General features: G+C 32.1%; 28 protein-coding genes and 1 pseudogene. 15 read left to right on the top strand and 14 right to left on the bottom strand.

The annotated features are described in order from the left end of the window. Window positions 1–5: 5 nt before the first annotated feature. The 14 genes from QWZ06_RS02405 (at window position 6) to QWZ06_RS02340 (ending at window position 6,886) form a co-directional block, all read left to right on the top strand. On the top strand, window positions 6–713 hold the full coding sequence (locus tag QWZ06_RS02405) for a type VI secretion system amidase effector protein Tae4 (protein ID WP_115973718.1): 708 nt from the start codon (window positions 6–8) through the stop codon (window positions 711–713). Next, a complete protein-coding gene (locus QWZ06_RS02400; RefSeq protein ID WP_115973717.1) occupies window positions 698–1,117 on the top strand; it encodes a hypothetical protein in 420 nt (139 codons plus the stop codon). Before QWZ06_RS02405 ends, QWZ06_RS02400 begins: the two co-directional genes overlap by 16 nt. A gap of 4 nt (window positions 1,118–1,121) precedes the next feature. Then, a complete protein-coding gene (locus QWZ06_RS02395) occupies window positions 1,122–1,451 on the top strand; it encodes a DUF4280 domain-containing protein (RefSeq protein WP_290295542.1) in 330 nt (109 codons plus the stop codon). Between the two features lie 132 nt (window positions 1,452–1,583). Continuing rightward, window positions 1,584–1,877, top strand: a complete 294-nt coding sequence (locus QWZ06_RS02390) for a hypothetical protein (RefSeq protein WP_290295541.1) — start codon at window positions 1,584–1,586, stop codon at window positions 1,875–1,877. A gap of 14 nt (window positions 1,878–1,891) precedes the next feature. Continuing rightward, window positions 1,892–2,149 carry a hypothetical protein gene (locus tag QWZ06_RS02385; protein WP_290295540.1) on the top strand — a complete coding sequence of 86 codons (258 nt, stop codon included), beginning with the start codon at window positions 1,892–1,894 and terminating at the stop codon, window positions 2,147–2,149. Window positions 2,150–2,151: 2 nt separating this feature from the next. Continuing rightward, window positions 2,152–2,490, top strand: a complete 339-nt coding sequence (locus QWZ06_RS02380) for a hypothetical protein (RefSeq protein WP_290295539.1) — start codon at window positions 2,152–2,154, stop codon at window positions 2,488–2,490. Window positions 2,491–2,492: 2 nt separating this feature from the next. After that, window positions 2,493–2,699 (top strand): hypothetical protein, encoded by a 207-nt coding sequence (locus QWZ06_RS02375; protein ID WP_290295538.1) that lies wholly within the window; start codon window positions 2,493–2,495, stop codon window positions 2,697–2,699. 30 nt (window positions 2,700–2,729) lie between these two features. After that, a complete protein-coding gene (locus tag QWZ06_RS02370; protein WP_290295537.1) occupies window positions 2,730–3,425 on the top strand; it encodes a competence protein CoiA family protein in 696 nt (231 codons plus the stop codon). Continuing rightward, a complete protein-coding gene (locus QWZ06_RS02365; protein WP_290295536.1) occupies window positions 3,425–3,775 on the top strand; it encodes a hypothetical protein in 351 nt (116 codons plus the stop codon). The genes QWZ06_RS02370 and QWZ06_RS02365 overlap by 1 nt, the downstream gene beginning before the upstream one ends. A 20-nt stretch (window positions 3,776–3,795) precedes the next feature. After that, complete coding sequence (locus QWZ06_RS02360; RefSeq protein ID WP_290295535.1) at window positions 3,796–4,203, top strand: hypothetical protein; 408 nt, start codon at window positions 3,796–3,798, stop codon at window positions 4,201–4,203. 9 nt (window positions 4,204–4,212) lie between these two features. Further along, a complete protein-coding gene (locus QWZ06_RS02355) occupies window positions 4,213–4,557 on the top strand; it encodes a hypothetical protein (protein ID WP_290295534.1) in 345 nt (114 codons plus the stop codon). Further along, entirely contained in the window at window positions 4,547–5,473 is a 927-nt protein-coding gene (locus tag QWZ06_RS02350) for an MvdC/MvdD family ATP grasp protein (protein ID WP_290301283.1), read from the top strand. Before QWZ06_RS02355 ends, QWZ06_RS02350 begins: the two co-directional genes overlap by 11 nt. Window positions 5,474–5,490: 17 nt before the next feature. After that, complete coding sequence (locus QWZ06_RS02345; RefSeq protein ID WP_290295533.1) at window positions 5,491–6,141, top strand: hypothetical protein; 651 nt, start codon at window positions 5,491–5,493, stop codon at window positions 6,139–6,141. Between the two features lie 4 nt (window positions 6,142–6,145). Then, window positions 6,146–6,886: a hypothetical protein gene (locus QWZ06_RS02340; protein WP_290295532.1), complete on the top strand. Its 741-nt coding sequence runs from the start codon at window positions 6,146–6,148 to the stop codon at window positions 6,884–6,886. 43 nt (window positions 6,887–6,929) lie between these two features. Here the strand turns inward: QWZ06_RS02340 and QWZ06_RS02335 are convergent, their stop codons facing one another. The 14 genes and pseudogenes from QWZ06_RS02335 to catB form a co-directional block, all read right to left on the bottom strand. Next, complete coding sequence (locus tag QWZ06_RS02335; RefSeq protein WP_290295531.1) at window positions 6,930–8,420, bottom strand: hypothetical protein; 1,491 nt, start codon at window positions 8,418–8,420, stop codon at window positions 6,930–6,932. Window positions 8,421–8,627: 207 nt separating this feature from the next. Then, window positions 8,628–9,470, bottom strand: a complete 843-nt coding sequence (locus QWZ06_RS02330; protein ID WP_290295530.1) for a ParB/RepB/Spo0J family partition protein — start codon at window positions 9,468–9,470, stop codon at window positions 8,628–8,630. A gap of 126 nt (window positions 9,471–9,596) precedes the next feature. Beyond that, window positions 9,597–9,872: a helix-turn-helix domain-containing protein gene (locus QWZ06_RS02325; RefSeq protein ID WP_290295529.1), complete on the bottom strand. Its 276-nt coding sequence runs from the start codon at window positions 9,870–9,872 to the stop codon at window positions 9,597–9,599. A 117-nt stretch (window positions 9,873–9,989) separates the two neighbouring features. Beyond that, complete coding sequence (locus QWZ06_RS02320; RefSeq protein ID WP_290295528.1) at window positions 9,990–11,480, bottom strand: hypothetical protein; 1,491 nt, start codon at window positions 11,478–11,480, stop codon at window positions 9,990–9,992. Window positions 11,481–11,490: 10 nt separating this feature from the next. After that, window positions 11,491–12,780: a phage integrase SAM-like domain-containing protein gene (locus tag QWZ06_RS02315; RefSeq protein ID WP_290295527.1), complete on the bottom strand. Its 1,290-nt coding sequence runs from the start codon at window positions 12,778–12,780 to the stop codon at window positions 11,491–11,493. Between the two features lie 354 nt (window positions 12,781–13,134). Then, complete coding sequence (locus tag QWZ06_RS02310; protein ID WP_290295526.1) at window positions 13,135–13,497, bottom strand: integrase core domain-containing protein; 363 nt, start codon at window positions 13,495–13,497, stop codon at window positions 13,135–13,137. Between the two features lie 104 nt (window positions 13,498–13,601). Beyond that, the gene (locus QWZ06_RS02305) at window positions 13,602–13,850 is read right to left on the bottom strand and encodes a hypothetical protein (RefSeq protein WP_290295525.1); all 249 of its coding nucleotides are present in this window, start codon (window positions 13,848–13,850) and stop codon (window positions 13,602–13,604) included. A gap of 184 nt (window positions 13,851–14,034) precedes the next feature. Further along, window positions 14,035–14,391 (bottom strand): annotated as a pseudogene (locus QWZ06_RS02300) (hypothetical protein); the annotation flags it as partial. A gap of 600 nt (window positions 14,392–14,991) precedes the next feature. Next, window positions 14,992–15,870 carry a hypothetical protein gene (locus tag QWZ06_RS02295; RefSeq protein WP_290295524.1) on the bottom strand — a complete coding sequence of 293 codons (879 nt, stop codon included), beginning with the start codon at window positions 15,868–15,870 and terminating at the stop codon, window positions 14,992–14,994. Then, window positions 15,867–18,704: a DUF6443 domain-containing protein gene (locus tag QWZ06_RS02290; RefSeq protein ID WP_290295523.1), complete on the bottom strand. Its 2,838-nt coding sequence runs from the start codon at window positions 18,702–18,704 to the stop codon at window positions 15,867–15,869. Before QWZ06_RS02290 ends, QWZ06_RS02295 begins: the two co-directional genes overlap by 4 nt. Before the next feature lie 12 nt (window positions 18,705–18,716). Then, on the bottom strand, window positions 18,717–19,466 hold the full coding sequence (locus QWZ06_RS02285) for a DUF5977 domain-containing protein (RefSeq protein ID WP_290295522.1): 750 nt from the start codon (window positions 19,464–19,466) through the stop codon (window positions 18,717–18,719). Continuing rightward, on the bottom strand, window positions 19,424–22,498 hold the full coding sequence (locus QWZ06_RS02280; protein ID WP_290295521.1) for a hypothetical protein: 3,075 nt from the start codon (window positions 22,496–22,498) through the stop codon (window positions 19,424–19,426). The genes QWZ06_RS02285 and QWZ06_RS02280 overlap by 43 nt, the downstream gene beginning before the upstream one ends. Further along, window positions 22,498–24,108: a T9SS type A sorting domain-containing protein gene (locus tag QWZ06_RS02275; RefSeq protein ID WP_290295520.1), complete on the bottom strand. Its 1,611-nt coding sequence runs from the start codon at window positions 24,106–24,108 to the stop codon at window positions 22,498–22,500. Before QWZ06_RS02275 ends, QWZ06_RS02280 begins: the two co-directional genes overlap by 1 nt. A gap of 162 nt (window positions 24,109–24,270) precedes the next feature. After that, the gene (catB, locus tag QWZ06_RS02270; protein WP_290295519.1) at window positions 24,271–24,900 is read right to left on the bottom strand and encodes a type B chloramphenicol O-acetyltransferase; all 630 of its coding nucleotides are present in this window, start codon (window positions 24,898–24,900) and stop codon (window positions 24,271–24,273) included. Between the two features lie 393 nt (window positions 24,901–25,293). On the opposite strand from catB, the gene QWZ06_RS02265 reads away from it, so the two are divergent. Continuing rightward, complete coding sequence (locus tag QWZ06_RS02265; RefSeq protein ID WP_002976354.1) at window positions 25,294–25,533, top strand: acyl carrier protein; 240 nt, start codon at window positions 25,294–25,296, stop codon at window positions 25,531–25,533. Window positions 25,534–25,561: the final 28 nt, after the last annotated feature.

Here is a 25,561-nt window from a genome sequence, read left to right as displayed (position 1 = left end):
ACATTATGAAAATTAATAATTTTATACCAACATTACTTGAACAACGGAGAGGTATCGTTGCAACAAGTGGAAATCAACAGACAAGACCAGTTCAGGTTTTAAGACCAAGCTGGAGAGATATGATTAAAAACTATCCTAATAGCTCCGTGGACGTAATTACATTGTATAATGAGATTGGTAATGGCTTGATTGGGTATTATAATAAATCAGCCACTGATTGGGAGAACACATGTGCTTTTAGAATGAGTAAAGGATTAAACTACAGTGGTTTCAAATTACCTTACGATAATTCTAAATATAAAGCAAAAGGAGCAAAAGGAGGAGTCCATAAAGGTGATGATAAGTTAAATTACTGGTATAGAGTTAAGGAATTGGGTAAATACTTGGAAGATCACTTAGGCAAACCTGAATTTGACGAGACATTAAAAAAAGCAGGATTAGGACAAGTAAAAGAAGGTTTGTCTAAAGAAAATTGGGATAAACTTCGTAAAATGAAAGGAATTATTATGTTTAAAGTATCTGGTTGGGGGAACGCCTCTGGACATTTTACACTTTGGGATGGAAGTAATTTAATATATCCTGGAGACCCTCAGCATAACAATCCTAATAGTGAATATTATTACTTTAAAATGAAATATGAACGATATGACTCTTCTAAAAGGACGAATATTGTTATACAAACAGATGAAATAAAGTTATGGGAATTAAAATAAAGAATTTTAAATACGCATTTGCGTTCTTAATTATGTCTACTGTTGAAGTTTTAGGACAGGATAAATTAACAGAAGTAAAAAAATACGCATTTGATAAATGCTTGAGTTATAACTATCAAAAGATAGATGCAAATTTTTATAATACATATAAAGATGCTTCAGGGGTTCAATTTTCCATAAATGGAAATTTTTTAGAGAATGATGAACTGAAAAACAAAATAATAGATTACACTATTAATGAAACGGGTCAATACTATTCAATAAAAAACAATCTACATTTTGAAACAGGAGATAAGAACATAATATTTTACAATTGTTTTGACTTCTATGAATCTAAGAAATTAGATAGTTATATAAGAAAGCTTATTGGACTGACACCAAAAAAGAAAACCTCAAAAAAATGATAATATGCCCCAGCATATCACAGATACAACTCAATTAAAATGTGATAAAGGAGCTTCACCAACTCCACTCACAGTAACAAGTCAATCTTTTATAAGCATTGATGGAAAGTTACAGGCTACGGAAGAGGACAAACAGCCTAATACCAATATTAAACCTTTTGGTGTATGTAGTGTTTTAAGATCTTCTTGTACACCTTCTCCTGTTAAATGGGATAATACCTCTGATTTTGAAATTGAGGGTAAAAAAGAGCTGTTAGATACCTCTACTTGCCAGTGTTCTGTTGGCGGGAAAATATCCATTGTACAATCTGCTCAAAATTTTGTGAAAGAATAAAATACTATAAATTACACTCCATAAACCCTAAATTATAAAAAAGTGATTTTGATATTGATTTTTTCAATTCAGATTGGAAATACTCGACTAGATTAAGTTTTTTATACTGAAACATTAAAAATAAATACAATTATGGGAAATTTCAAAATTGGTAATTGGTTAATCACAGATAAAGGGATTATGTGGAATAAGGAAAATGACCCAGAATACTTCATTGCAAAAGAGACCCTAGTACAATCTGGACCTCAAGACAGAAATAACATGTATGATTGGTTAGTCCATTTACCTAGAAAGAGTTGGATTAATAAAGAGGATGTTTATACATTAAATACGGCATTTTTCTATGCTATGGAGCTTTATGGTTATGACTTCAATACCAATTCATTTATTGAAACTCTAAAAGAGCAACAAGCAGAAATGATATAAAAATAACAGATACTATGAAAAAAATTAAACTTAAAGGAATTGAAGATAACAACCACTACTATTTATTAGAAAGTAGAGAACTTCAAGACCATGAAATTGGTAACCCATTAAAGAAATTTCTTGATGAAGGAGAAATTGTGAGAATGATAGATGAAGCAGGTATTAATGCTTCTGCAAATCAAATATTAATTATGAAAAGAGACGAAAACAATAAGTTTGTGAATGTATTCAACATCCAAGATGAATCCAACATTATTTACTTAGAAAATTAATTATGGCTATAACTATAAACTCAATAAACATTTTACAAACATACCTAAGAGGAGTACTTGGTAGAGCCAATCACCATGCAGGAAATGTTGAAGGTGTTTCACTTGCATTATTAGGAGCAATTATGTGGAGAGCAGACGGTCAAATACTTGTGAAACAATATGCAGGACAGCCTGCAAATATAATTTGGTTTTTTATTGGTACTAAAAAATATGTCCTAACCTACAATCATACTACACAGAAAATTGAACTGAAAGAAAAAACACATAAAGGGAACATCTTAGCGTCTTTTGACAATTCTTCGTCATACCAGAATATCATAACTATTTTTGAAAATCTTTAAATATGAGCAAAATTATTATTACAAATATCCAAAAAACTGAATTTGAACCATATCAAGTTTTGAATTGTAGTGCCGATTTTTCGGTTATCAAAGCAGGATTGGATAAATTTCAAATCTTTACCGATACAGACAATGGCTTAGTAACTATTGAACTAAACAAAGAAGACCTAAAACAACTCTTAGATAAAATACAGGAAACCTTACGGTAATTTATCATTTCAAACATCAAGAACACAATTATGGTAATAGCAAATGTAAATGGAAAAAGATTACGAGCAGAAGAAGCTGGTTCAGGAACTATCGGATTATGTCCGTGGACAGGTAGAGAAGTTAAAGCCAAAGTAGGTGAAATAAGGCAGTACTGGGCATATATTGGTGGTGCCCCACAACTACCAGAAGGATATGAGAACGAATCTGAATGGCACTACAATTGGAAATTTCCTGTTTTAGATAATTATTGTGAGGTAATTTGTGGCGAAAATAACGAACACCGAGCAGATTTAATCGGAAATAAAGATACCGTAATTGAAATTCAGAAAAGCCCAATTGATATTAGGATTGCAAGAGACCGTACATTTTTCTATCGAAAATTTTCAAATAAGCGAGTAATATGGTTAGTTGATGCCCATGATTTCTGGAACAGCAGGTTAAAAGTTGATTTTGACAGAAGAGATGGAAGAAACTATCCCATTACATGGACGAACCCCCGACGTTGGGTAGTAGAATTAGCAGGTCTGACAATTTCTAATTTATTTTTAGACTTCAATACAAAATCGGATAAACTATTACAGATGTGGATACACGATAAAACTTTGAAAGGTTCGTTTATAACCAAAGAAGATTTTTTCAAAAGGTATCTGCATGAAAATTCAAAAGATGAGTTTAGAGAAAATCCTGCGAAAATTTTAGAAATCTGGAAAAACTACAAAGCATAATGACAGAAGAAAAGAAAACATGCTATATGTGTGACGGTGAAGTTGTTTCAATGGAACATGTTCCGCCTGCTTGTTTATTCCCTGAAATTAAGGACACAAAAGGAATTAATTTTAGAAAAAACCTAATCAAAGTACCTTCCTGTGATATCCATAATTCAAAAAAATCTGATGATGATGAATTTTTATTGTTTTCATTAACAGGATTAATCAATAATAATAATGTGGGACAATTTCATTTTCACACAAAGGTCAACAGAGCAATAAGAAGAAAAAATAAAGATTTTATCAATAAACAGGTTTTAAGAAACCATAAATATGGAATTGTTAAATCAATGATGAAGAAAAGTTAATTTCAGTTGGTTATCCCGATGTGGAAAGACTAACTAAATGTTTCGAGCATATTGCTTATGGTTTATATTATCACAAATTCGGAAAAAGATTTGTTGGAGATATAGGTATGATAAATGGATTCATTGACTATAATGATTCAAATCGGCAAACGTTAAAAAAATTTTTGAAACGTAGATTTGAATTAGAAACTGTACTCAATGGAGAATTTAAAGGTGAAAATCCAGCCGTTTTTTATTATCAATTTAATGAACCTGATGAATATGGGCTAATTTCTCTGAAAATGGTATTCTATGGAACAGCAGAGGTATATGTTGGCTTTAAACCAGAAGAAATACAAATACCATTTAATTTAGCAATGGCGCTTATTAATGATGGTAGTAAAACAACAATGACATTAGGAGATGAAAAATTTCAATTTAATCAATAAATAAATATTATGAAACCATTTATATTGGCTTTTAAAGAAAGCTCTTTGGAAAAAGCATTTGACTTTTCTAAAATAAAATATTGTGACAAATTAAATCTATCTATCGATACTCAAACAGGTCTTCCTGCAATATCATTTTTGAATTTATCTACAAGTACTTTTACAAAGGTATATAATGAAACTTCTGATTCAGATGATAATTTTAGTAATATAATGATGGGTACTCTAACTAAAACATCGTATCAGGTTGAAGGAACAGATGACGACAGCCAGTACAATTCTGTAAAATCAATGATGGCTACTTCTACCTTAACTCTAGTATCTCAAGAAGCTTCAGACAGTGATGACAGATGAAACTATTTTAATTATAACACATAAAGAGGATTATACTGCTGATTACGTTATTAATAAACTGAATCAAAGAGGAATAGGTTATTATAGATTGAATTGTGAAGATATTTTTAAAAAAGATTTTACTATTGAAAGCGACTTATTTCCTAAAGTAGATGGTAAGGAAAAATTTAAATCTGTATGGTTTAGAAGAACCAAACTTCCTGAACTCCCTAATACTTCTCTTTATGAAAAAAATTATTTATATAATGAGTTTGATACTCTTTTAAAAAATTTATTTGTTTTAATTGATGCAAAATGGATTAGTGAACCGTATAATATTTATAAAGCTGAAAACAAATTATATCAACTGAAGTTAGCTAAAAAAATTGGGTTCCAGACACCTAACACTTTGGTTACTAATTCTAAATTGGATATTGTTAATTTTTTTTATCAAAATTCAAACAAGCTGATAGTAAAACCTTTATCACAATCTATAATTAATAATGAAAATAATTCTTTAGAGCATATTTTTACCAATTTGGTCAATGAAGAACACATAGAAAATCTTAATAATTTCGATTTAACACCTTGTATTTTTCAACAATACATTGAAAAAGAAGTTGAATTAAGAATCACCGTAATTGGAGAAAATATTTTTATCGCTGGCGTTTATTCGCAAACAGACGAAATGAGTAAAGTTGATTGGAGAAAAGGTCACTTAAAATTTCATACAACTACTATTCCTAAAAACGTTGAGAAGATGTGTTTAGAATTAGTTAAGGAACTCAATATAAAATTTGGCGCTATCGACATGATAAAAGATAAAAATGGAAACTATATTTTTATAGAAATAAATCCAAATGGTCAGTGGGTTTGGATAGAAAATGAAACAGGATTAGATATATCAAATGCCTTAATTGATGAATTACTATGCTAAAAACACTACAAGAATTTTTGAAAAGTATTGGATTGATTCCTATCAGGGAATACCAAGAACCATTTGATTACAATATCAATGATTATGATTTATCTGGAGAAGAAGAAAAAGATAAAATACAGCTTCATAAAGATTTTTTGCTATCGGTATTACAAGAAGAAAATAATAGGTTAAGTTTTGTTGAAAATAAAACTACACAAATCATTTCTCAAACAAGTATAATATTTTCTTTAGTAGGACTTATAATTCCTATTGTAATTGACAAATTTGATGATGTTTCTTTCTTCATTAAACTTACTTTAATCTTATTATTAATGATAAGTTTTTTTATGTATTTAATATCAATAAGAAACGCTCTGAAAAATCTGAATATTAAAAAATTCAAATATCCTTATGCAAATCCTGAAAATGTTATTACATTAAAGGATAAGACTGTTGAAGAATTTAATTCTGAACTCATAAGAGATTATCTGTATTGTATCAAAAAGACCGTTTTAATAAACAATATTAAAGGCACAAATTTATTACATGCATACAAGTCTTTTAAGATTGCAAATTATTTTACAGGAATTATAATTATTGTTATCTGTTCTTTAGTTTTGTTTACAACTCAAAAAGAAAAAATCAGTCGAGTTAAAATTGAAACACCAGTAAAATTGATAAAATAATAGCATGAACAAAACTGACTCACTTAAACAGAGAACACACGAAAAATTACAATCTACTATTGATGATATTGAACTGATAAATGGATTAATTCGTAAATACGAAGCAATTGATATTAAATTAAAAGAGGATGGCATATCATTAAATTATTTGTCTACATTAGTAAATGTTCTCAGATATAGACTATTTATCGGGTTCTTATTTGGTGATATTTGTAGCACTCTCAATATTTACAACAATGCAAAGACTTTATATGAAGAAAAATTTGCAGTTAGAACCTTTTTTATAATTATAAGTGAAGGATTTAAGAAAATCTATAATTTTATTAAAATTAACGAAAAGGGAGATGTTATATCAAAATATAGAAATAAATCATTTTGGATTAAAGAAATAAAACCTCTAATTTATAATGATTTGCCATATCTAAAAGATAACTATAATCAGATAACTAAAAAATTAGATTCCTTTTTGCAATTCGATTTTCAAGTAATCAAAATCAATAGAGACCTTGCCGTTCATTATGACGATAATCCCTTGTTAGTTTACGACATGATGATAAAATTAGACTTAGAAAAAGAGATTGATTTGATTTTAAAATTTATGGATATTATAAATGAGATGTTCACTTTTACTGAAGTAATCGTTTCTAAATTCTTAGACAAAATAGATAGCAGTTCAAAAGAACTTGAAAATAATGCTGTAGAAAAAATTGAAGAACTTATTAAATTACTAAGTGAGGTTAAATAATTGGTTTACAACTATAGTTATGGTAAACCAATTATCTTCAATTTTAAGCCACTTTCAGGCACTCACCAGTATTACACCATAACTCAGGTTTAAAACTCGGTAAAACACCGTCAGAACAGCTTGAAAATAGCTCCTGTACCATACATTCCAGAACTGGAAACCAACTTTGTGTTGTACAGAAAGAATCATGTATCGTCCAAAGTGGCATGTCAGGATTTGTTTCTGCAATCTGCTTTGTAATGGTATCAATCACACAATCAGATTCAACCTGTTGCAAAAGTCTGGGAAACAGTTTGAACGAATCTTTTTCATCAGAAGTGGTTTTAAAAACTTCGATACACTCACACAGTAAAGGAAAATGTAGTTTAAATATAAGATATTCTTTTGATGGTCGTTTGAGCGGAGTATATAAAATCTGTAACGTGAGTTTTTTCATTAATTCTCGTTTAGTAGGAAATTCTACAACTTTTGCTTTACCAATGTCAGAATCATAAAATTTCTTTCTAAATAAACCATCAGAATCAGGTTGAATATCTGTAAAAAGAGGGATCAAAAATTCATAAAATTGCCCTGTCAATACTGCTTTTTTGAGCGGAGCAAATTCCTCTTGAAATGCTTTACTAGACGTGATTTGTTGTAATTTCTGCAACATAGTACCTATATTATCATTTCCAAACACTCTATTCATAATCTCAATAATCTTTCTATTACTCAAACTTTCCAATACTAAAACCATAAAATAAGGTTGTGAGTTCTTGATATCCAGACTTTGGATGTTTTCACCGTGATAAGTCAGGTACGGGCGGAATTTAGAGGGCATATTGGTTAAGTTTGTGTGTAGTCTATTATCAGAATCTGGCTGGCGGGATATACGGTAACATTGCTCTCTTAGCATTAATGCAGTGTACCAATAGCTGTACGCTTTTGCCATTATTGGATTCAATCTGGTATAACTCAAACTGTACTTATTGTAACAGAACTCAGACGACAAATCATAATTCAAGCGGTCAACATCAAGGAACAACCCATCATCAAACCATTTTGAAAGATGCGGACAGTCATTGCTGATATCTTCTTTCAGCAGATTTTTAGTCAAAAATTTATCCGTCATTTCAAAGATTGAAAAATCCAGACATTCTATACCTTCAAGATTAATATTTTCATAGTTGTATCGATAGCGTTTACAGGTATGACCTTTTGAATGACCTTTACCCTGCAAAAGACCAATCTCTAAAAAATACTCAAAATACTTATTATAGTTGGAATCTTTCTTTCTTAAACGTCTGGAATCCATAGGTATGTATCCCCAGAGATACGTTTTATCTTTCTTGTAGGCAGGTATACTTATAACTAAGCTCAGAAAGTACAAAGCATTATTTATTTTAAACTCTTTGAACGGTGGTCGCTCCTGCACTTTTTCCTGAAGATAATTAACTATGATTGTAGGAAGTACCACCTTCCATTGGTAACCTTCATGGTAAAAGGCTGATACATTCATACTATGATTTGATTTTTTGCTTTTGTATTGTTTCATTTTTATCTGTTTTTATATTATTGATTGTATGAAAAAGACATGGAAATGGCTGTACATCGCTTTTCCACAATGTCTTTAGGGTTTTTGTTGTAAGAAAAATCTTAATTGATTTCTAAGGAGTTTATGAGGCTTTATAGTATGTGAATGGAGAGTTGTGCGGTATAGAAAAACTTATTTTTTTATAGCCTTAGCCCCGTGTGTACAAGGTTAGTCCTCAATGATAAATACAGCGTATTTTACATTTGGTTGTTGAGTAATTTCTTTTACTTTATTTTGATCTTTAGTCATTATAAAGCATTCAACTTCATTGCCCCTTAAAAGATACATACCAGCATTAATATCGTTCACATATTGAGGTTCGTGTTCCTCTTTAGTTTCTTGTTCAACGGTAGCCTCCTCTTGAACAGGGTTTTCAATAGTTTTTAGTAACTCATTTTTTTTTGATTTTTGAACTTCTTTATATGCAGAAGAGATACTTAAATCTTTTGTAATCATTTTTTGTATAATATCTTCCAAACCACTGCTTACAACTTTCTTATATCTGGCAACAGTTGTTCTGCCAACATTGGCGATTTTTGCTATTTCTAAAAGTGTATCAACTGCTTTTTCAACGCTATTACCTTTACCTGCATTAATAAGATTATCTTTTGCAGCTAGTTGTATTTTTTCTTCATGCAAACAGGCAAGTTGTATTTTCTGGATTTGTGTAAGATTTCTTCTTTGACATTGATTTTTAACCATCCAAAACTGAATATCAGAAAGAGTTTCAAAGTCTACTTTGATTGCTTTTTTTGGAATATCTGATATTTTTAAATCTATACAGGCTTTTAAGCGTACATGACCGTCAATAACGAGTTTGATTCCGTTTGCAGTTGTATAATATAGAATTGGGTCGTTAATTCCATTTTTTTCAATATCTGCTTTTAACTGGCTATATCTATTTATATCTGCAATGGTAAGATAGGATTGTAACTCTGAAATTGTCGTTAAATCTTCATAATGATAGCTTACATTATAGCTTTGACCTAATAATTGAATTGTATTTGACATGATAATTTTTATTTTAAATTTGGCACAAGAGATACCCACACAATACTCGATTGTGCTTTGATGAAACATTAAAAGTGTGGTAAATGATTAAGAAATAATAGGAATAGTAAGAATTTCCCGTAGTTTTTAAGAAACTTGTTTTAGTTTTGAAAAAACTTCATTTTTTGAGTAATATACTCTTTTGCCGATTTTGGTATTTTTTAAAGTACTATCATTATTCCAGTGAAATAATGTTGTCAAACTTACATTTAAAAGTTTAGCAGTTTCTTCACGAGTATAAAACTCTTTTTCCTCTGAATATGTAGGAATAATTTTTTCTAATTCTTCCCTAACTAATTTTTGAATAAATTGACCAAAAGAATCTAAATCTATTTGCATCAATTGGATTGCTGAATTTGTCATAATATTTTTGTTTTATTATTATGATGCAAAGTTTCAAATAGGGGAAATAGGGAAAAATTAGGGAAAATATTTTTTATTTGATTTAATATAACTGAGTGATTATCAGTAATAAAAATTTCAATAGTATTTTAATTTTGGAATTGGTTTTAATTTTTCCCTTTCAATTCCTAATGAATATTCAATCTCTGAAAGAAAAGTATCTGTAGATTTAGCCGTAAAAGGAAAGTGTTTACCGTGCGGATTATCAATGTCGATGAAATTTTTATGATATTGTTGTTTAGCTTCTCTCTCATTACCCCTGTTGAATTTAGTAATTCGTTCAAAAGAAGCAATTGTATCAAATTTCTTTCTTTCAATCTCCTGGAAGTAATCAAAGATGTAAAAGAAATAGCAGAACCTAAAGAAATAAATATCATTCTTAAATTCTATTTCTTTAATGCCAGTGCTACTATACTTATTTTCAGACAATGTATTTAAAATAATTTTAATATCGCCAATATCAAAGTTTTTAGATTTCAGATATTCGATAAAATTTGATTTTTCAATCATTAATTCATCTAAACTATTCTCAAGGTATTTATCTTCATGTGAATGTATTTTGTCTTCATATCTCAGAAAGCTCAGGTATTTTAATTTCATGCCATAAAGAGAATGTTCAGCATTTAATTCTAAGTACTGATAAGGGTCTATCCCTGTAATGTCTAGGTTTCGTAATAATTCAGATGCGCTTAATATACTAAAGTAATTTTTAAGGGACATTTGTAAGGAAATAACGGAAGATTTACTATTCTTAGTTAAAAAACCATCAAGCTGTGGAACTTCAAATGAATGTTGAAAAAGTAGTTTTTCATTTTCATTAATTTGATGATCTAAATATTCTTTGCTTTTAAAATGTTTGCTATTAAAATACTTATTAATAACAATTGATTCTGATAAACCATTTGTTTCTCTGATAAAACGATTAAGAAAATTTGAGGCTCTTTTGTTCAAAGAAAATATGAGCGACGCATAATAACTTATGTAAATATCTGGAGATATAATCCTCAACATAAAATAATTCTCAAAATGCTCTGTAATTGAAGCTAAATTAACTTCGGATTGATTAATTGATAAACTTTCAAATTGATGTTTTTTCTGTTGATATAATTCATTAGATGTAACGAGAGAATTAATCGTGGTTAAAATATTGTTGATTTCTTCCTCATTATAATTTTCTTCAATAGATGATCCCATATCAAAAAAATCAATAGATTCATCATTGCCTATTACTGCATTTATATCCAAAAAACCGTTGATGTACTCAAAATAATCTGCTGTAAAATTTATTGAGTTTTCAATCTTTTGAGGAGATAATTCTCTTGGGTAATATGATAACAAATCATTGATTGTTTCTGAAAACATTATCTTTTCAATGCCTAACTGGAAAAAAGGTGATAAAGAATCTATTTTTGCTTTTATATTTTCAATATTAACATTTTCAGATTTTTGTACTTCAAATTTCTGTAAAAAGAACTCGTGTATCCCATGACTTGAAACAGGATCTTCAACAGCTATTACATAAACAATGAAATCTAATGCTATTCCTCTTTTGGATTCTATGTTAATCATATAATAATTATTAATACCCTAAACTTTTAAAAACGTTTGCTGTGGCTTTAGCTTTCTCTGTTTCTGTTTTGTTAATATAGGCTAGTAGTTGCCTTTCTGTGGCGTGTCCCGTAAAATTAAGCAAATAAGTTGTAGCTATTATTCCATAAAAATTTGAAGCAAAACTTTTACGACCTATATGAGATGTAACTAATTCATGTTTAGGGAATTCAGCAAATACTTTCCTTGTAATTTTAGGTTTTCCTTCCCGCTCTATCGTTAGGACTTTTCCGTTATAAATCACATCATCAATGCCAGCAGTTTTGCATACATCTTTGATATAAAGATTAAATTTTACATCTGATATTCTCCTCGGAAATTCCCCCGCTCTTTTGTCTAAAATTTCTTGGACTTTCTTTAAAAGAGGAATTTTCATTTTAGCATTTGTTTTTTGCTGTATAAACTCTAGATACTTTTGACCTTCAGTGTCTTCCACAATCATAGAAGATGTGAATTTCAGATAATCACTCACCCTTTGTCCAGTATAACATGCGATTAATAACCAGTCTCTTGCATTATCCAAATGATCGTTGGGCATTTCGGTTTGTTCAATCTTATCAAGCTCCCCAAACGTTAAGTATATCGACTTTGGATCATTCTTTGTTACTTTTTCAACTTCAAATTTCCAATTCTTCACATGTTTATGCACTTCAATATCAAAAGATACTGCTACATTGCAAACCATTTTTAAGAACTTTAAATTTTTATACGTATTTGAAATTTTATACATCTCGTTTTGGCAGTACTTTTCAAAATCAATTCTGAAATTATTATCCAAATCTTTAAATTTCAAATTCCTGAAAGTCTTATTACTTTTGCTATCTGTATATCTTTGTAATAACTGTTTTACTACATTAGCTTTTTTTACAGTAGATTCTGTAATACTATCTTTTTTAAGGGAAATATAAATATCTATGAAAGAAACTACATCATCCGAATAACTTACTTTTTCATCTTCCGAGCTTTTAGGCTCAATGATTGATTTTAACCATTCTTTCAAATCTAGTTCAGGCTTATCCTCCACATAGCTGGAAATAATGCTAGCTTCTAGCTGTGATAACCGAGTGTTAATAGTTTCTACATCGTCTTTGTGCATCTTTTTAGACGGTATTCTACATTTACCATCCTTCCAATCTTTCGGTTTGCAACTCAAATACGGAACAGGTACACGAATATCAATATCTCGATCTCTGAACTTTGCCCAAATTGTACTTTCTTTATCTGCTATCTTTCCCCTAATAAAAAAACTTACTGATGCCATAATTATAATGATCTAATTTTAAAGTTGTACCCAAAGTTGTACCCAAAAAATTCAAATATAGTTTAATTGCAATAAATTCAACTTAATTAAATCATCTAAAAAAGCATTTACATAAAGCATTTACAAATTAATCAAGATTTTACCAGATTTAAAAAGGTAGTCCCTCCAACTCCACAAAAAGAGAATCTATTCTTTAGATTCTCTTTTTTATTTTTTAAACTTTTCACAAGGCTGAAGCTGACATAAATTTCCTACAGCTTTATTTCAAGGTACATGTATAATATGACAACTCCCTTTATAAAATATTGACTAGTCCTGAAAATCTGATACAGATTATAGGACAAAAATAAATAATTAAACCAGAGCAAAGTTTTTTTTGCTTTGGTTTTTATTTTTATAAGTTCTCATTTTAATTTCTGACTGCTTATGCATCTGGTTTGGGGTTAGATAGTAATTTGAAAAATGAGGACGCAGCTCATTGTAAATTTCGATGGATTCCTCTACTAACTTTCTTCTTAAAGCATGGTTTATATGATGCCTGTCAATATTAAATTCGTGCTTTAAAATGCCATTCACTCTCTCCGCTACTGCATTTTCATAAGGATCGGAATTTTGTGTCATACTACATTTTAATTGATGCTTTTGCAAAACGTTCTGGTATTCATTCGAGCAGTATTGTAAGCCACGATCAGAATGATGGATTAAGGATCCCGCCATACCTTTATGTTTCTTTAAAAGCTCTTTTTCAATGCCATAAGACTACTCTCTGTATTTAAATTATCTGCTACAAAAATGTCCCACTATTTTTCTTAGAATAAGCGTCAGTTATTAAGCTTAAATAGCTTGGATTTTCTTCTGTCTCCTATATAAGTAATATCGGCAACCCAAACCTGGTTGGGTTTTGTTATCTGATAGTCCAGAATCAAATTTTTGTGCTTTCTGAAGCGATGATGGGAGTTGGTAGTAACATGATAATTTTTCCTGGGAGCAATCAATAAGTGATTGGCTCTTAGGATATCAAAAAATTTATCTCTTCCCACTTTGATAGAACTTAGTGATTTTTGTAACATAAAATATAGTTTCCTGCCTCCTAATCTGGGCATTTTAACACGAATACTCTCTACCAGCTTTACAACCTCTGAAGCCCTATTCTTACAAACTTTTGTACGCTTGATACTTCTATAATAGATTTGTCTATTTAACCCTAACAATCCACAAGTAAAAATCAAAGTTTCTTTTTCTTTACTGCGGAAGTCATCGATTGTTCGGGTGGTGAGTTTTTTTTCGAATATCAATGTGATATTCTTTCTCTGCAAGATCAATCATCATATCAAAAAAATATAGCTTTTTTTTTATCAGCAATATAAGCCTGCTTTTTCCAAGAAAGCTTTTTTTTGCTTTTTCAAGAAGTCTTACTTCGGCTTCTAGTTCCATAATTCGTTGTTCAGGTGTTTTTTCCATGGCATAAGGTCTTTGGTTTTCCCAATCAAAGTTACCATATTTTCTGAGCCAATTCAAAACTGTAGCATGGGATTGTATGCCATATTTTTTGCGACAACTGGTAATAGTTGACTCGCCGGATTCAACTTCTTTTACTATTTGAAGTTTTAAACTTAAACTGTAATCTTTCTACGTACGTTTGATGTACTGTGATTTTAATTGTTCTTCCATAACGATTTGTTTTTTTTGTGTATCGCTATTTCAGGACTAGACATATGATTATAAATAAAAGCCACCGCAATTAGACTGCAGTGGCTTTTTGTTGATTTTACCTATTAATAATAAGCATTCTTATTTTTTAATTTTAAATCATTTACCCTAAAGGGGTATCAAATAAAAGACCTTTCATCACACCCATGGTAAGTATCACTAAAAAGAAGAGTAAAAAATAGGCGAAGAAATTCACAAATCGCTTTTTATTATTATGACTTTCCAACGAATTGGTATTATAATTATTTATAAAACTCCTCATTCCTAAAATAAATGCAACAATCATTGATGTAAATGTGATATAAAGGATGAGAGGTTGCTTTAGTTCAAAAAAGAATAAGATGACTAAAACATCTATTAATCCAATAATCCAGCTTAATTTAAATATTGTAAAGGACTTTATATCTTTTCCCAACAATAAAAATATTGAATTTGAAAATATTATGATAAGAAGGATTATTTGTAAGATTGTATTCATTTATAAGATTAGATATTAAAAAATTAATGAGAGAAAGGATTAGGGAAAGTAAGCTTTAGATCTCCACCCAACCCTAGGCCATCTGCTACCTTTCCTGAAACGCCTACAGAAAAACTATTATTTTTAGGGTTGTAAAGATAAGATGCTCCACCTTTTGCCCCTACTGCTCCAACAGGAACAGAACCTGTTAGGTTAATTCCCCATTGACCATTCGGTGAAGTAGCACTCCAATTCCCTTCAATTTCAGCGAATGCAGCAATTGCACCCACATCAGCTGACCATCCATATTTATTAGTCTGTAAATTAGCTCCTACAAAACCTGTCAGCCCCTTTGCGCCCAAAGAAAAAGCTAAAGTACTTGTTGTGAAACTTAATTTTGCCTCCCCAACAGTTCCTTCCAAATATCCTTGAATATTTGAGTTACTACCGATTAAGTTTGGCGCAGAAAGCCCACCTTTTACATTCATTAGCTTTAGATTAAGATTGGTATCTAAACCTTCAAAATTAAAATTTCTCAAGCCAGCGTTATAGTCAACTGCTGTGAAATCAAATGATGAAGCTGTAAATGATGAAACATTTCCATTCAGTTTAGAGAACCATTTACCATAATACATACCAGATGTATGTTCTTTACCTTCATTATAAATCATGGTTTCAGACCAATCTCCTGCTCCTCCTGGCCCTAGGGTAACATTTGAACCACGAGAACTTTTATATTCATTATTTGTAAATCCGTCAGAAAAATCACTATAGCCTCTTGATCTATAATTATCTTTTGTTACGTTGTCATCCCATTCCCATTGAGTTCCTTTTAACCCCCAACCATCAGGAGCTCTTCCGTCAGGATCAATAAATCTGATAGGATTGTTAAATGCATAGTTATAAGGAGAGTATCTTCTCATTTGTCTGCTAATGGATCTGTAACTCCCCATCTTGCGATATCACTCATATACATTCTAGCTCCATAGTCATACATTCCTGTTTCCTGCAATTCCTTCCCGTTATACTTATACTGATAAGCATTTTGAGCTGTAGCAGTATAATCATGCAGCAATCCAAAAGGATAATAGTTATTGTTTTCCACAATTTCTCCAGGTTTCCAAGTGTCTATACAATTAGGTGGGTTCCAGGGATCCCATGGAATATCCTCACATTGGCTCTGAAAATACTGTCTTGGCTGGATAAGTCCATCTTGATTAGTATCTGCATAACTTAATCGTACATTTCCCAAATGATCTGTGTAATTATAAACATACAACTTATTAAGTACGTCATAATACCCCTCAGATGTCGGTATAATTCTTAACTTGATTGTAGCCACTTCAGAGGGATCAGGTTCAAGAATAATCCCTCCTCCCCCTGAAGAATTCTCTTCCGAAGGTCTCGTAGATTTATACTGAAACCCATCTAAATAATCTGTTTCAATATCTCCAAAAAGCTTCTTTACTTTTGTTCCATCCGCCCTGTAGGTATAATCTGTCACCTTAGAACTCTGGATAATCTGCTTTGGCAAATTTAAATAATTATATTGAATGGATGAAATACCTTTATCAGGATGGCTGGTCATATTCCCATTTCCTGATACATTTCCGTTATCATAGACTATGGTACCTGGATTTGCAGTGTAAGGATACCCTGAAAAATTCATTTGCTGATCGGTAATACGAATCAATTTGTTTCCAATATAATCATATTTAAGATCATCAATAGCCAGCGCTGTATTGCTTCCTATCAACATACCTGCAGACCTTTTAAGCCTTGTAACATTTCCATTCAGATCATATTCCAGTCTTTCAAAATATTCTTTAGCTAACTCATTTCCTGCTTTTTGGTAGAAACCTGCAGAAAGTCTATTGAGCGGATCATATACATAGCCATAGGTTTTAAGAGGTTCATTAACTTCTGTAAGAGTCTTCCAGGATACCTCAGCAATATTTCCATTGTACTTAGGCTTTACTTTTAAATCTAAATAATCATTGTTGGGAACTTCCTTCCCTTCTACTTTATTATAATTGATTTTATAACCAAACAAATCGCTTCCTAAGTTTGCAGGATCATTAATATGGGTCATCCAACCTCTGATATTATACTTATAGTCAATTTGCTGAAGTGGATAACTGACAGAAACTCCACCCACTTTTTTGGATTCCAACTGAGATAGCTCATTATAGGTATTGGCTGCAATAAGCTCTTCCTTTCTACCCTCTATCTTATGCCAACGCTCTTTCAAGCGATTTTGGCTATCATATACAAAACGTTCTTTGATATTCACTCCCGCTTCATTAGGTGTCCTTACATGAGTGGTTACTGTATTTTGAACTACTCCTGCAAAATCTAATTTAGATTCAGTGTGGGTATATCCTCCTAAATAATTAATGGAATGAGTTCCAATAGCCCTTCCTTTAGAATCATAGTACAGATAGCTCTTTGTCCAGTTATCATCTTCAACGTTTTTCACTAAACTCATTACAGACAACCCCTTGATTGATACTCCTTTTGCATTAGGTGTCTCTGTGAGTACAGATTCTCCCAAAATATTAGTGGGGAATGCTGGATTAAAACCATACTGAGGATAAGAATCATAGTAATTTACTGTTAAAATTGTTGGAATTTCCCCAACGAAATAATTATCAGTATAATATACAGTCATTCCATTTCTATTGAACCCTGTTGTGCTTCTGCTCTCCGTAATAACAAGATCTTTAATTTCATTTTGCCTTCCTGCTCTTTCTCCACCTGTCAAAAAGCCTGTATACACAGTTCTTCCTTGATAATCATACTTTGTGATTAACCATTTATTAAGGCCTTTTAGATTAGCATCCTGATACAAAACCAGTCTATCATTGTTATCATAGACCATACATTCTTTTCCTTTACCAGGTAATTTTTTCTCAACAAGTCTTCCTTTTCTGTCATAACTGTATTCGAAGGCAAAATTATTTCGATCCTCCGGAGTCCAGTTCTGGATTTTAGATAATAATGGTGGTACTACAAATACGAGCTGATCAAATTCATTATAAACATAATATGTATCGGCATTTTCTGAATCGCTGATAACTTTTCGAACCAATATAATCTGCCCACGATCGTTTGTAAATTCTATGGTTTTGTTCCCATCTTCATCAGTTATTGTATTCTTATAAAGCTGAGCTTCGAGGTAAAATCCGGAAGTAGGAGGGTCACTTTTCGTGGCCTCATTGTCCCAATTGGTTGTTACCGTAAATTTCTTCACCTGATCCGGCGTACTATTACTCCCGTATTCAAATTTTACGGGTTTATTTTGCCAATCATTTCCCACCTGGATCTGATCCTTAATTCTTCCTAACGGAGAAGGCTCAGGTATCTTTTCGGAAAATGCTTTTTCATTAGCATAAAGATTTTGTGGATCACCTACGGGGAAATTAACCTGCCCCGCACTCTGAGCATATATTGTTCCATTCTGTGTTCCTGATTGTGGAACAGGAAGATATTCTCTGGTCTGGTTTCCAAAGCCATCATAAGTAACAGGAAGTACAACATCGTTTCCTTTTGGAGACGACTTTATACTTATCAGCTGTTTTAATCTTCCTAATCCGTCAAAATATTGAACAGAATTATTCTGTTTTGCATTTCCGGTGGTTTGGGTTACCGGCTCAAGGTATACTCGCGTTTGTATATAATTTTGAGTATTGGTAAATTGAGCTTTTGCATGTATTGACACCAAAAGTACTCCTATAGGGATAATTAGTTTTTTCATGGTTTTCTTCTGTTAATCAAGGTCATACGTAAATTCAAAGTTCACAATCTCTAATTTTTTAGGCGTTACATTCCCAAATGGGTTACTCCATCTCGCGACAAGATCTCCATTAGATTGTAATGTTAAAGACCAGTCTATACCAGAACTATATGACTTAAATATTTTAGGCAGGCAGATACCTGTGATTTTTCCTACAGTAACATATGTTCCTATGTTAGACCAATTGATTGTCCCCGTATTAAAAGCGATTGTTCCTCTAAACTTTTCTCCTGTAGCACTATAAATTTTACTAAAAAAACCTGAGCTATTATCATATACAGACATATTCACTTGTATTGTACAGTCAAAAGGTTTAGGATTACATAGTCCTAAAGTATTTGTGGTATTTTGTCCCATACTTGCAATTTCTTGTAATGCTTTCTGATTAGCATCCCCTACGTTTATTTCGGAAGCGTATGTATTGGCAGGAACTTTATAGGTATAAGTCCCCGGATTTTCAAGTCTTCTGCAATTTGTTCTGGTGAAAGTTTGTTCTTGATCAGAATTATAAAACCTTGTACTTCCCACGTAATTATAGGTATGTTCTTTTACAATATTGGAATTAATATCAAGCATCTTTTTTAAACGGTTGGCTCCATCATATTCATAATAATCCTTCATCCCGTTGGGTGTTGTAGAAATTTTCAATCCAACAAGCGGCTCATGTACAGATGTTGAGACTAAGCTTTGTGAGAAAGCTGGATTTTTTCTGAAATCATCCAATTTACCTGAAGGTCACTTTCATTATAGCTTGTAACACCATCATTGGATGCACCCACAATATCACCAAGAAGTCCTTCTACTTGAGAATAATTAGCAGTACCTGCTACAACAGCAATAGGCAGGGTATTTTGATAACCATACACTGTAGATTCATATACATCTTTTATCTTTCTTGACACGATATTTCCATATAGATCATATTTCAGATTTTCTGAGTCGTGCAAGAAAGTAGTTCCATCAATACTTTTTTCTTCATACTGAAGGTCAGTTATCACATAATAAGAAATAGGACTTCCCGGGCCACTCAATATAGGTCTTGTAATAAATGGTATTACAAATTCCTTAAATTTTCTATTCGTTGTTTCAACAAGTTTGTTATCTACATACTTTTTTATCAACGAAGGTTCATTAAGCCTATTCCCAAACCTTATACTGCTCCCAATGTTGTCACTGTTTTCATACAAATACTTAATAACTGTTTTATTTGTTGTAGAAGGCCCCGACCTGGTGATTTCCGTAACTTTATCTTTATCATTTCTGGAATACACGGTTTGATTTGAAATCATTTTATTTCCAAATTTTTCCTCTACCGTCTGCTTGGTAAGCAAATACCTGAAAAGATAATTATTGAAATAATATCCGCCCGTAATAGATGTTTCAAAATCAGGAATAGAATTAAATTTGATGGAATACTCATTCTTTGTTTCTTTTAATAAGTTATTTCCTTTATCAAAAATTCTTTGATTGACAAGATGCCCATTCAATTTCCCTAGGTTTTCTTCATAATCACTATAATATTCTTCAGTATCAAAATAATACCCTCCATTAAATGTCTGGCTTCTGATAAGATAAGAAGAGTTTAAAGTGGGAGAAACATACTGAAAGTTACCTATACTAAGATTGGGAGTATAGTAAGCATTGAAAAAACTATATCTATTGATAACATAGCCTTTATTCTCCTGGTTGTATACATCCTGTATTTTAATTTCATCATAGTTCACCTTTTCGTTCGAGCTATTTACTGAAGTAATATAATGATCCAGTAAAGGCCACCAATTACCACCAGTACTACCTGGAGATCTTCTGTAAGCATATCTGGCAGGCTTGGAGATATACCCTTTTCCATCCGAATTTTTACCATAAATAAATTCTTTTGTATAGGTATTGATATTATCATTCTTAATGATTTTCTTTACCCTTATCCCGGGACCTTCTCTTTTTACTCCGTAATAGTCAAAATAATTAGGTTCATATTCATAGGTCGTTTTTCCGCCAAAGCTTTCTATTTCCGATAGAATTCCATTAGATGCATCTTCAAAAGAAGGAGTACTGTCTCTAAAATATTTTTTTTCCAAATAAGTATTATCACTTAGCTTTACTCCCACATCGCCGGATGCAGCCCTCGGATAAATCGAAAAAATATTTCTCTCAAAATTATTGACACTGTTATTATTGTATCTATATAATTCAGGGAAAACACCCTTTGCATCTCCATTTTTAAAATATCCCCAGAAGTCAATATTAAAAGATTGTTTATGGGGGAGTTTTTCCGGAGTTTTATATTTAAATTTATAATAGGAAATCATCTCATTTCCTTTGCCCAAAATATCTACTCCTTCCAGAAATAATCTGGTATAGGCTCCGACATCTGAAACAGACTCAAGATAAGTATCTTGCGATACAACATACTGATGATTAAACCTAATGGTCTTTACAGGAGCCGTCGGTTTTTTAAAAAAAATAAATTTCTGGTACAGACTTATTGTATTAAGCTCCTTAAGAAGGTTTTTGTCTCCGCTGCTAATTAAATCCTGACGGTATTTTCTGTAATCAAACTCTAAACTTTCATAATTGGATGTAATAGCCTTTATAACTGGCACTTCAGACAATAAAACATTGGTTCCTCCTTTTGGCCATGCAGGATAGGAAGGATAAGGATAATTATTATTTAATTGAATAAGATTCTTATAGCTTGCTCTAGGTACGCTTACTGTTCTTACCCTTTCATATCCGAAGCTGATCGCCTCTCCATAAATATTTGAAATCTTCGACAAATACCAGGAAATTGGTTTTGGAGCCCTGTATTTTGCAATCAGATCAGGGCTAGAAGGATAATTGCTATCATTTTGGCAAAACGGAGTTGTACTATTGATGCTATTTTGATCCAATCCTGGCAATGTATTAACAGAGGTATAGGGAGTTTTTCTTGTCTCCCCACTAGTAGTAAGGGAAATTTGATTATCGTAAATTTCGGAATTAAATATTTCTATATTCGAAAAAGTATAGGTTATCCCATCTTCATCAATTAATGTAAACTCCTGTATAAGATCTGTTCCCTTTTTATCATAAGTGATTTTATAATTTTCCGGAGTGTCCGTCGCAATATTTCCATCAGGGTCAAATAAGAATTTAAATGATGACTTATTAGGAATTACTACTGTAAAGACATCGGGATGAACATCCTGACTCAAAGAATATGACTGCCAATCCGATCTGGTAGGCCTATCATCAATTCTATGCATATTATTCGTATTAGGCTGAATACCAATAGGGGGTACATAGTTTTTGAATGCGTTATAAATTTGTTTTGCTAAGTTTAAATTATTCAAGTACCCCTTTGAAGGTATCACATCTATTCCTATACACTCAACATAATTTCCTCCATATGGATTATCACCCACAGGATACCATTTTATTTTACCACTGGCTACTACACGCTCGGTACTTTCATCAAAATTGGAATGAGCAGAACGAGATATTACTCCTTGGGAAGACAATTCCCAATTCTGCCCAATATTACTACTTTCATTATCTACCTTAACTCCTCCTCCATTGTAATATATACTAACGGGAAGCGTATACCCTTTTATTGACATCTGATGTAAAGGAATATCAACATTAGCCGTTCCTTCAGATTCTTTTATACTTGAAAAGTCTACAATATTATTGGTTAATGTACTTGTTTGTGCATCGATATTGCCCACAGTAAGCAAAAAGAACAATGCACCTAATTTTACCACAGTTTTCTTCATTATTTCTTAATCAGTTTTGCACTGGCTGCTTTGTCTGTATCTGTTTTTATTGTTACCAGATAAGCTCCCTGCACCAGGGGTTGAGTATTGATTTTGGTTACTTTATTTTTAGTTTTTAAATTTTGAATTTGCCTTCCGCTCATATCATACACAAGAATATCAGCGTCCTTAAAGTCAAAGCCGATTTCTACATAGGCATAATCGGATACAGGATTCGGATAGATCTTGATATCATATTTTTCGATCAGATCATTGACCTGCTTATCCCCCAGTTTTACAACTTTCCAGTTTTCTTTACCCAATTCTTTCCCACTGGTTCCGGCAAGAACAATAGAACCATCTCTGTTGAGTTTCAGATCTGAAAGCCTTTCTTCTTTCTGTCTGGATTCTCCACTCACATGTTTTCGCCATTGCTCGTTTCCGTTTCCATCCAGATACAGCATCCAGAAGGTCTCATCATCCTTTTCTACTCTTCCTTCTGCCTGGGTATAACCGCCTAACAAAATTCCTTTTGAAGATTTGTCATCCGATGAGTGAATCACGCTCATTCCCATCAGGATATCACGATTTTTAAAGTTGTAGGACTTTTGCCATTGTTCATCCCCTCTTTCATTAAGAGCGATCACCCATAGGTCTGTGCCTTCTTCAATGCCTACGGTTTTGTTGCCTGATCTTTCGGAACGGGATTCACCACCAATGATGTAGCCATTTGAAGTTAAAGCCAGGGTTCTGATATGATCGTCTGCTTTACCCCCAAAGTTCTTTTCCCATTCTACTTTTCCATTTTTATCCAGTTTAACGATCCAATAGTCGCCTTCACCAAAGTTTTCTGTGGACTTTGCAATGCGAGATATGGGATTCGTGATACGAGGTTCGGAAGCTGAGTTTGTTTCGCGAGGCGTATCTCCAGTTACCTCTGGACTTCTGGAATAAATTCCCAATAAAGCTCCACCATCTTTCGTCGGAATCATTTTCTCTACTTCATCTAAACCTCTGCCGCCTAATACGAGTTGAGACAATTCTTTTCCATCTTTGTCCAGCCTGATGATCCAGACATCTTTAGAACCATAGCCCTTGGGCGAATTTTGCATATTTCCGGCAATAAAAAAACCTAAATCGGTACTTTGAATCACTGCTTTAGCTTCTTCATCGGAAGAAGTTCCCAAAGTTTTCTGCCAGATTTCATCGCCAAATTCATTGATCCGGATCAGCCAGATATCTGATCCGCCTTTAGATCCCTCTTTTTTATCCAAAGCCTTCCCAGAATACGAAGTCCCTGCAAGAAGAAATCCTCCATCCTGAGTGTTTACTGTAGCTGATAAATAATCGTGATTATTTCCTGAGAAAAACTTCTCCCAATCCTCTTCTCCTTGTTGATTTAATTTCACTAAATGGAAATCGTAACCGTTGTTCTGCTTATTGCCTGAAGTTTGTTGTTTGTCACTCTGAATAGAGCTTCCTGTGATAAGATACTGTTGATCAATGGTTGTTATAACCTGGCTTAAAAAATCCTGTGTAGAAGACTTAATGTCTTTTTGCCACATGACTTTCTGAGCAGAAACACCACATACCGCACCAAGTAAAAGTGCGATGACATAATTTTTTTTCATGTCTCGTTATTAGTTTTATTAAAATAGGCAGTAAAAGTACACTTTTCACCCTATCATGAAAAGAAATATGATAGATATTTATCACTAAAAACAATCTATTCCAGCAGAAATCTGTTTGTCAATAAATTACAAAAAGATCCCTTGAGAGGATCTTTTCATAATTTATTCAAGTCGTTTAAAAAATTCATACAGCTCATCAATATTCTCAGAGCAAATTATTGAAATTGCTTTCCTCAAAATACTTTCATCCCACTCCCACCATCTCATTTCAAGTAGCAATGCTATATGATGCTCACTAAACCTTTTTCTGATTGGTCTTGCAGGATTACCCCCTACAATAGTATAAGGCTCAACATCTTTTGTCACCAATGCCCGGCTTCCAATGACGGCTCCATCTCCGATTTTAACACCTGCCATGATCATAGCTTCCGTTCCAATCCAAACATCATTTCCAACAATAGTGTCTCCTGCCGCTTTGAAAGCATCTTTACTCTCTTGGAAACATTCTACTTCAGACATATAAAAGAAGGGAAAGCTTGATATCCAATCATATCGATGTCCCTGATTTCCACACATGATAAAGCTGGCACCACTTCCAATAGAACAATAGGAACCAATAATCAGTTTATCTACATCATTTCTGTCAGGAGGCAGATATCGGGCACAGTCATCAAAGGAATGACCATGGTAATATCCGGAGTAATAGGAATATTTACCAGCGATAATATTAGGGTTTTGAATATGGTCTTGTATGATTTTGCCTTTAAAAGGACTTTCAAAGAAATTTTTCATTTTTTAGCTTTTAAATAAAACAATAGAAATAAGAGAACAACTATGAGCTATTCTTTAATAGAAATATGATTTGTTTAATTAAAAAAGCTAACGTGTTAATTGCATAACACACAAATATAGATAAAAAAAGGATATCTTTTTCATTCATTTTTGTTCCGGAAGAGACAAAACTTAGACGTTTTTATACATTTTGACAGGAAAATAATTCAGTTCATCACAAAATAAAAATTAAAGTCCTATAATACAATCAAATATAAATAGCTGAAAACTAAAACACTAAACATAGCTCATCTAAAATGAGAAGTCTCAGTCCACAAAAAAGACTAAAAAAATGTTTTATCGTAAAGAATTTTATATATTTGCAGCATCTAACAATTAAAAAAATAATTTACTATGTCAGACATTGCATCAAGAGTAAAAGCTATCATCGCTGATAAGCTTGACGTTGAAGAAACAGAAGTAACTCCTGAAGCTAGCTTCACTAACGATTTAGGAGCAGATTCACTAGATACAGTTGAGTTAATCATGGAATTTGAAAAAGAATTTAACATTCAGATCCCTGATGACCAAGCTGAAAAAATTACTACTGTAGGGCACGCTATCGCTTACATCGAAGAAGTAGTAAATAAATAATATTCTTCAACAAAAAAGAAATTAAACA

Source organism: Chryseobacterium tructae, assembly GCF_030409875.1.
Classification (GTDB): domain Bacteria; phylum Bacteroidota; class Bacteroidia; order Flavobacteriales; family Weeksellaceae; genus Chryseobacterium; species Chryseobacterium tructae.
Note: the sequence above shows the minus strand (reverse complement) of the source record. Positions and strands in the feature narration are given on the sequence as shown.

What these genes read in the sequence shown, in the direction of transcription:
- QWZ06_RS02405 (WP_115973718.1), top strand. Translation starts at nt 6, where the DNA reads ATGAAAATTAATAATTTTATACCAACATTACTTGAACAACGGAGAGGT.
- QWZ06_RS02400 (WP_115973717.1), top strand. Translation starts at nt 698, where the DNA reads ATGGGAATTAAAATAAAGAATTTTAAATACGCATTTGCGTTCTTAATT.
- QWZ06_RS02395 (WP_290295542.1), top strand. Translation starts at nt 1,122, where the DNA reads ATGCCCCAGCATATCACAGATACAACTCAATTAAAATGTGATAAAGGA.
- QWZ06_RS02390 (WP_290295541.1), top strand. Translation starts at nt 1,584, where the DNA reads ATGGGAAATTTCAAAATTGGTAATTGGTTAATCACAGATAAAGGGATT.
- QWZ06_RS02385 (WP_290295540.1), top strand. Translation starts at nt 1,892, where the DNA reads ATGAAAAAAATTAAACTTAAAGGAATTGAAGATAACAACCACTACTAT.
- QWZ06_RS02380 (WP_290295539.1), top strand. Translation starts at nt 2,152, where the DNA reads ATGGCTATAACTATAAACTCAATAAACATTTTACAAACATACCTAAGA.
- QWZ06_RS02375 (WP_290295538.1), top strand. Translation starts at nt 2,493, where the DNA reads ATGAGCAAAATTATTATTACAAATATCCAAAAAACTGAATTTGAACCA.
- QWZ06_RS02370 (WP_290295537.1), top strand. Translation starts at nt 2,730, where the DNA reads ATGGTAATAGCAAATGTAAATGGAAAAAGATTACGAGCAGAAGAAGCT.
- QWZ06_RS02365 (WP_290295536.1), top strand. Translation starts at nt 3,425, where the DNA reads ATGACAGAAGAAAAGAAAACATGCTATATGTGTGACGGTGAAGTTGTT.
- QWZ06_RS02355 (WP_290295534.1), top strand. Translation starts at nt 4,213, where the DNA reads ATGAAACCATTTATATTGGCTTTTAAAGAAAGCTCTTTGGAAAAAGCA.
- QWZ06_RS02350 (WP_290301283.1), top strand. Translation starts at nt 4,547, where the DNA reads ATGACAGATGAAACTATTTTAATTATAACACATAAAGAGGATTATACT.
- QWZ06_RS02340 (WP_290295532.1), top strand. Translation starts at nt 6,146, where the DNA reads ATGAACAAAACTGACTCACTTAAACAGAGAACACACGAAAAATTACAA.
- QWZ06_RS02335 (WP_290295531.1), bottom strand. Translation starts at nt 8,420, where the DNA reads ATGAAACAATACAAAAGCAAAAAATCAAATCATAGTATGAATGTATCA.
- QWZ06_RS02330 (WP_290295530.1), bottom strand. Translation starts at nt 9,470, where the DNA reads ATGTCAAATACAATTCAATTATTAGGTCAAAGCTATAATGTAAGCTAT.
- QWZ06_RS02325 (WP_290295529.1), bottom strand. Translation starts at nt 9,872, where the DNA reads ATGACAAATTCAGCAATCCAATTGATGCAAATAGATTTAGATTCTTTT.
- QWZ06_RS02320 (WP_290295528.1), bottom strand. Translation starts at nt 11,480, where the DNA reads ATGATTAACATAGAATCCAAAAGAGGAATAGCATTAGATTTCATTGTT.
- QWZ06_RS02315 (WP_290295527.1), bottom strand. Translation starts at nt 12,780, where the DNA reads ATGGCATCAGTAAGTTTTTTTATTAGGGGAAAGATAGCAGATAAAGAA.
- QWZ06_RS02310 (WP_290295526.1), bottom strand. Translation starts at nt 13,497, where the DNA reads ATGGCGGGATCCTTAATCCATCATTCTGATCGTGGCTTACAATACTGC.
- QWZ06_RS02305 (WP_290295525.1), bottom strand. Translation starts at nt 13,850, where the DNA reads ATGTTACAAAAATCACTAAGTTCTATCAAAGTGGGAAGAGATAAATTT.
- QWZ06_RS02295 (WP_290295524.1), bottom strand. Translation starts at nt 15,870, where the DNA reads ATGAGAAGATACTCTCCTTATAACTATGCATTTAACAATCCTATCAGA.
- QWZ06_RS02290 (WP_290295523.1), bottom strand. Translation starts at nt 18,704, where the DNA reads ATGAAAAAACTAATTATCCCTATAGGAGTACTTTTGGTGTCAATACAT.
- QWZ06_RS02280 (WP_290295521.1), bottom strand. Translation starts at nt 22,498, where the DNA reads ATGAAGAAAACTGTGGTAAAATTAGGTGCATTGTTCTTTTTGCTTACT.
- QWZ06_RS02275 (WP_290295520.1), bottom strand. Translation starts at nt 24,108, where the DNA reads ATGAAAAAAAATTATGTCATCGCACTTTTACTTGGTGCGGTATGTGGT.
- catB (WP_290295519.1), bottom strand. Translation starts at nt 24,900, where the DNA reads ATGAAAAATTTCTTTGAAAGTCCTTTTAAAGGCAAAATCATACAAGAC.
- QWZ06_RS02265 (WP_002976354.1), top strand. Translation starts at nt 25,294, where the DNA reads ATGTCAGACATTGCATCAAGAGTAAAAGCTATCATCGCTGATAAGCTT.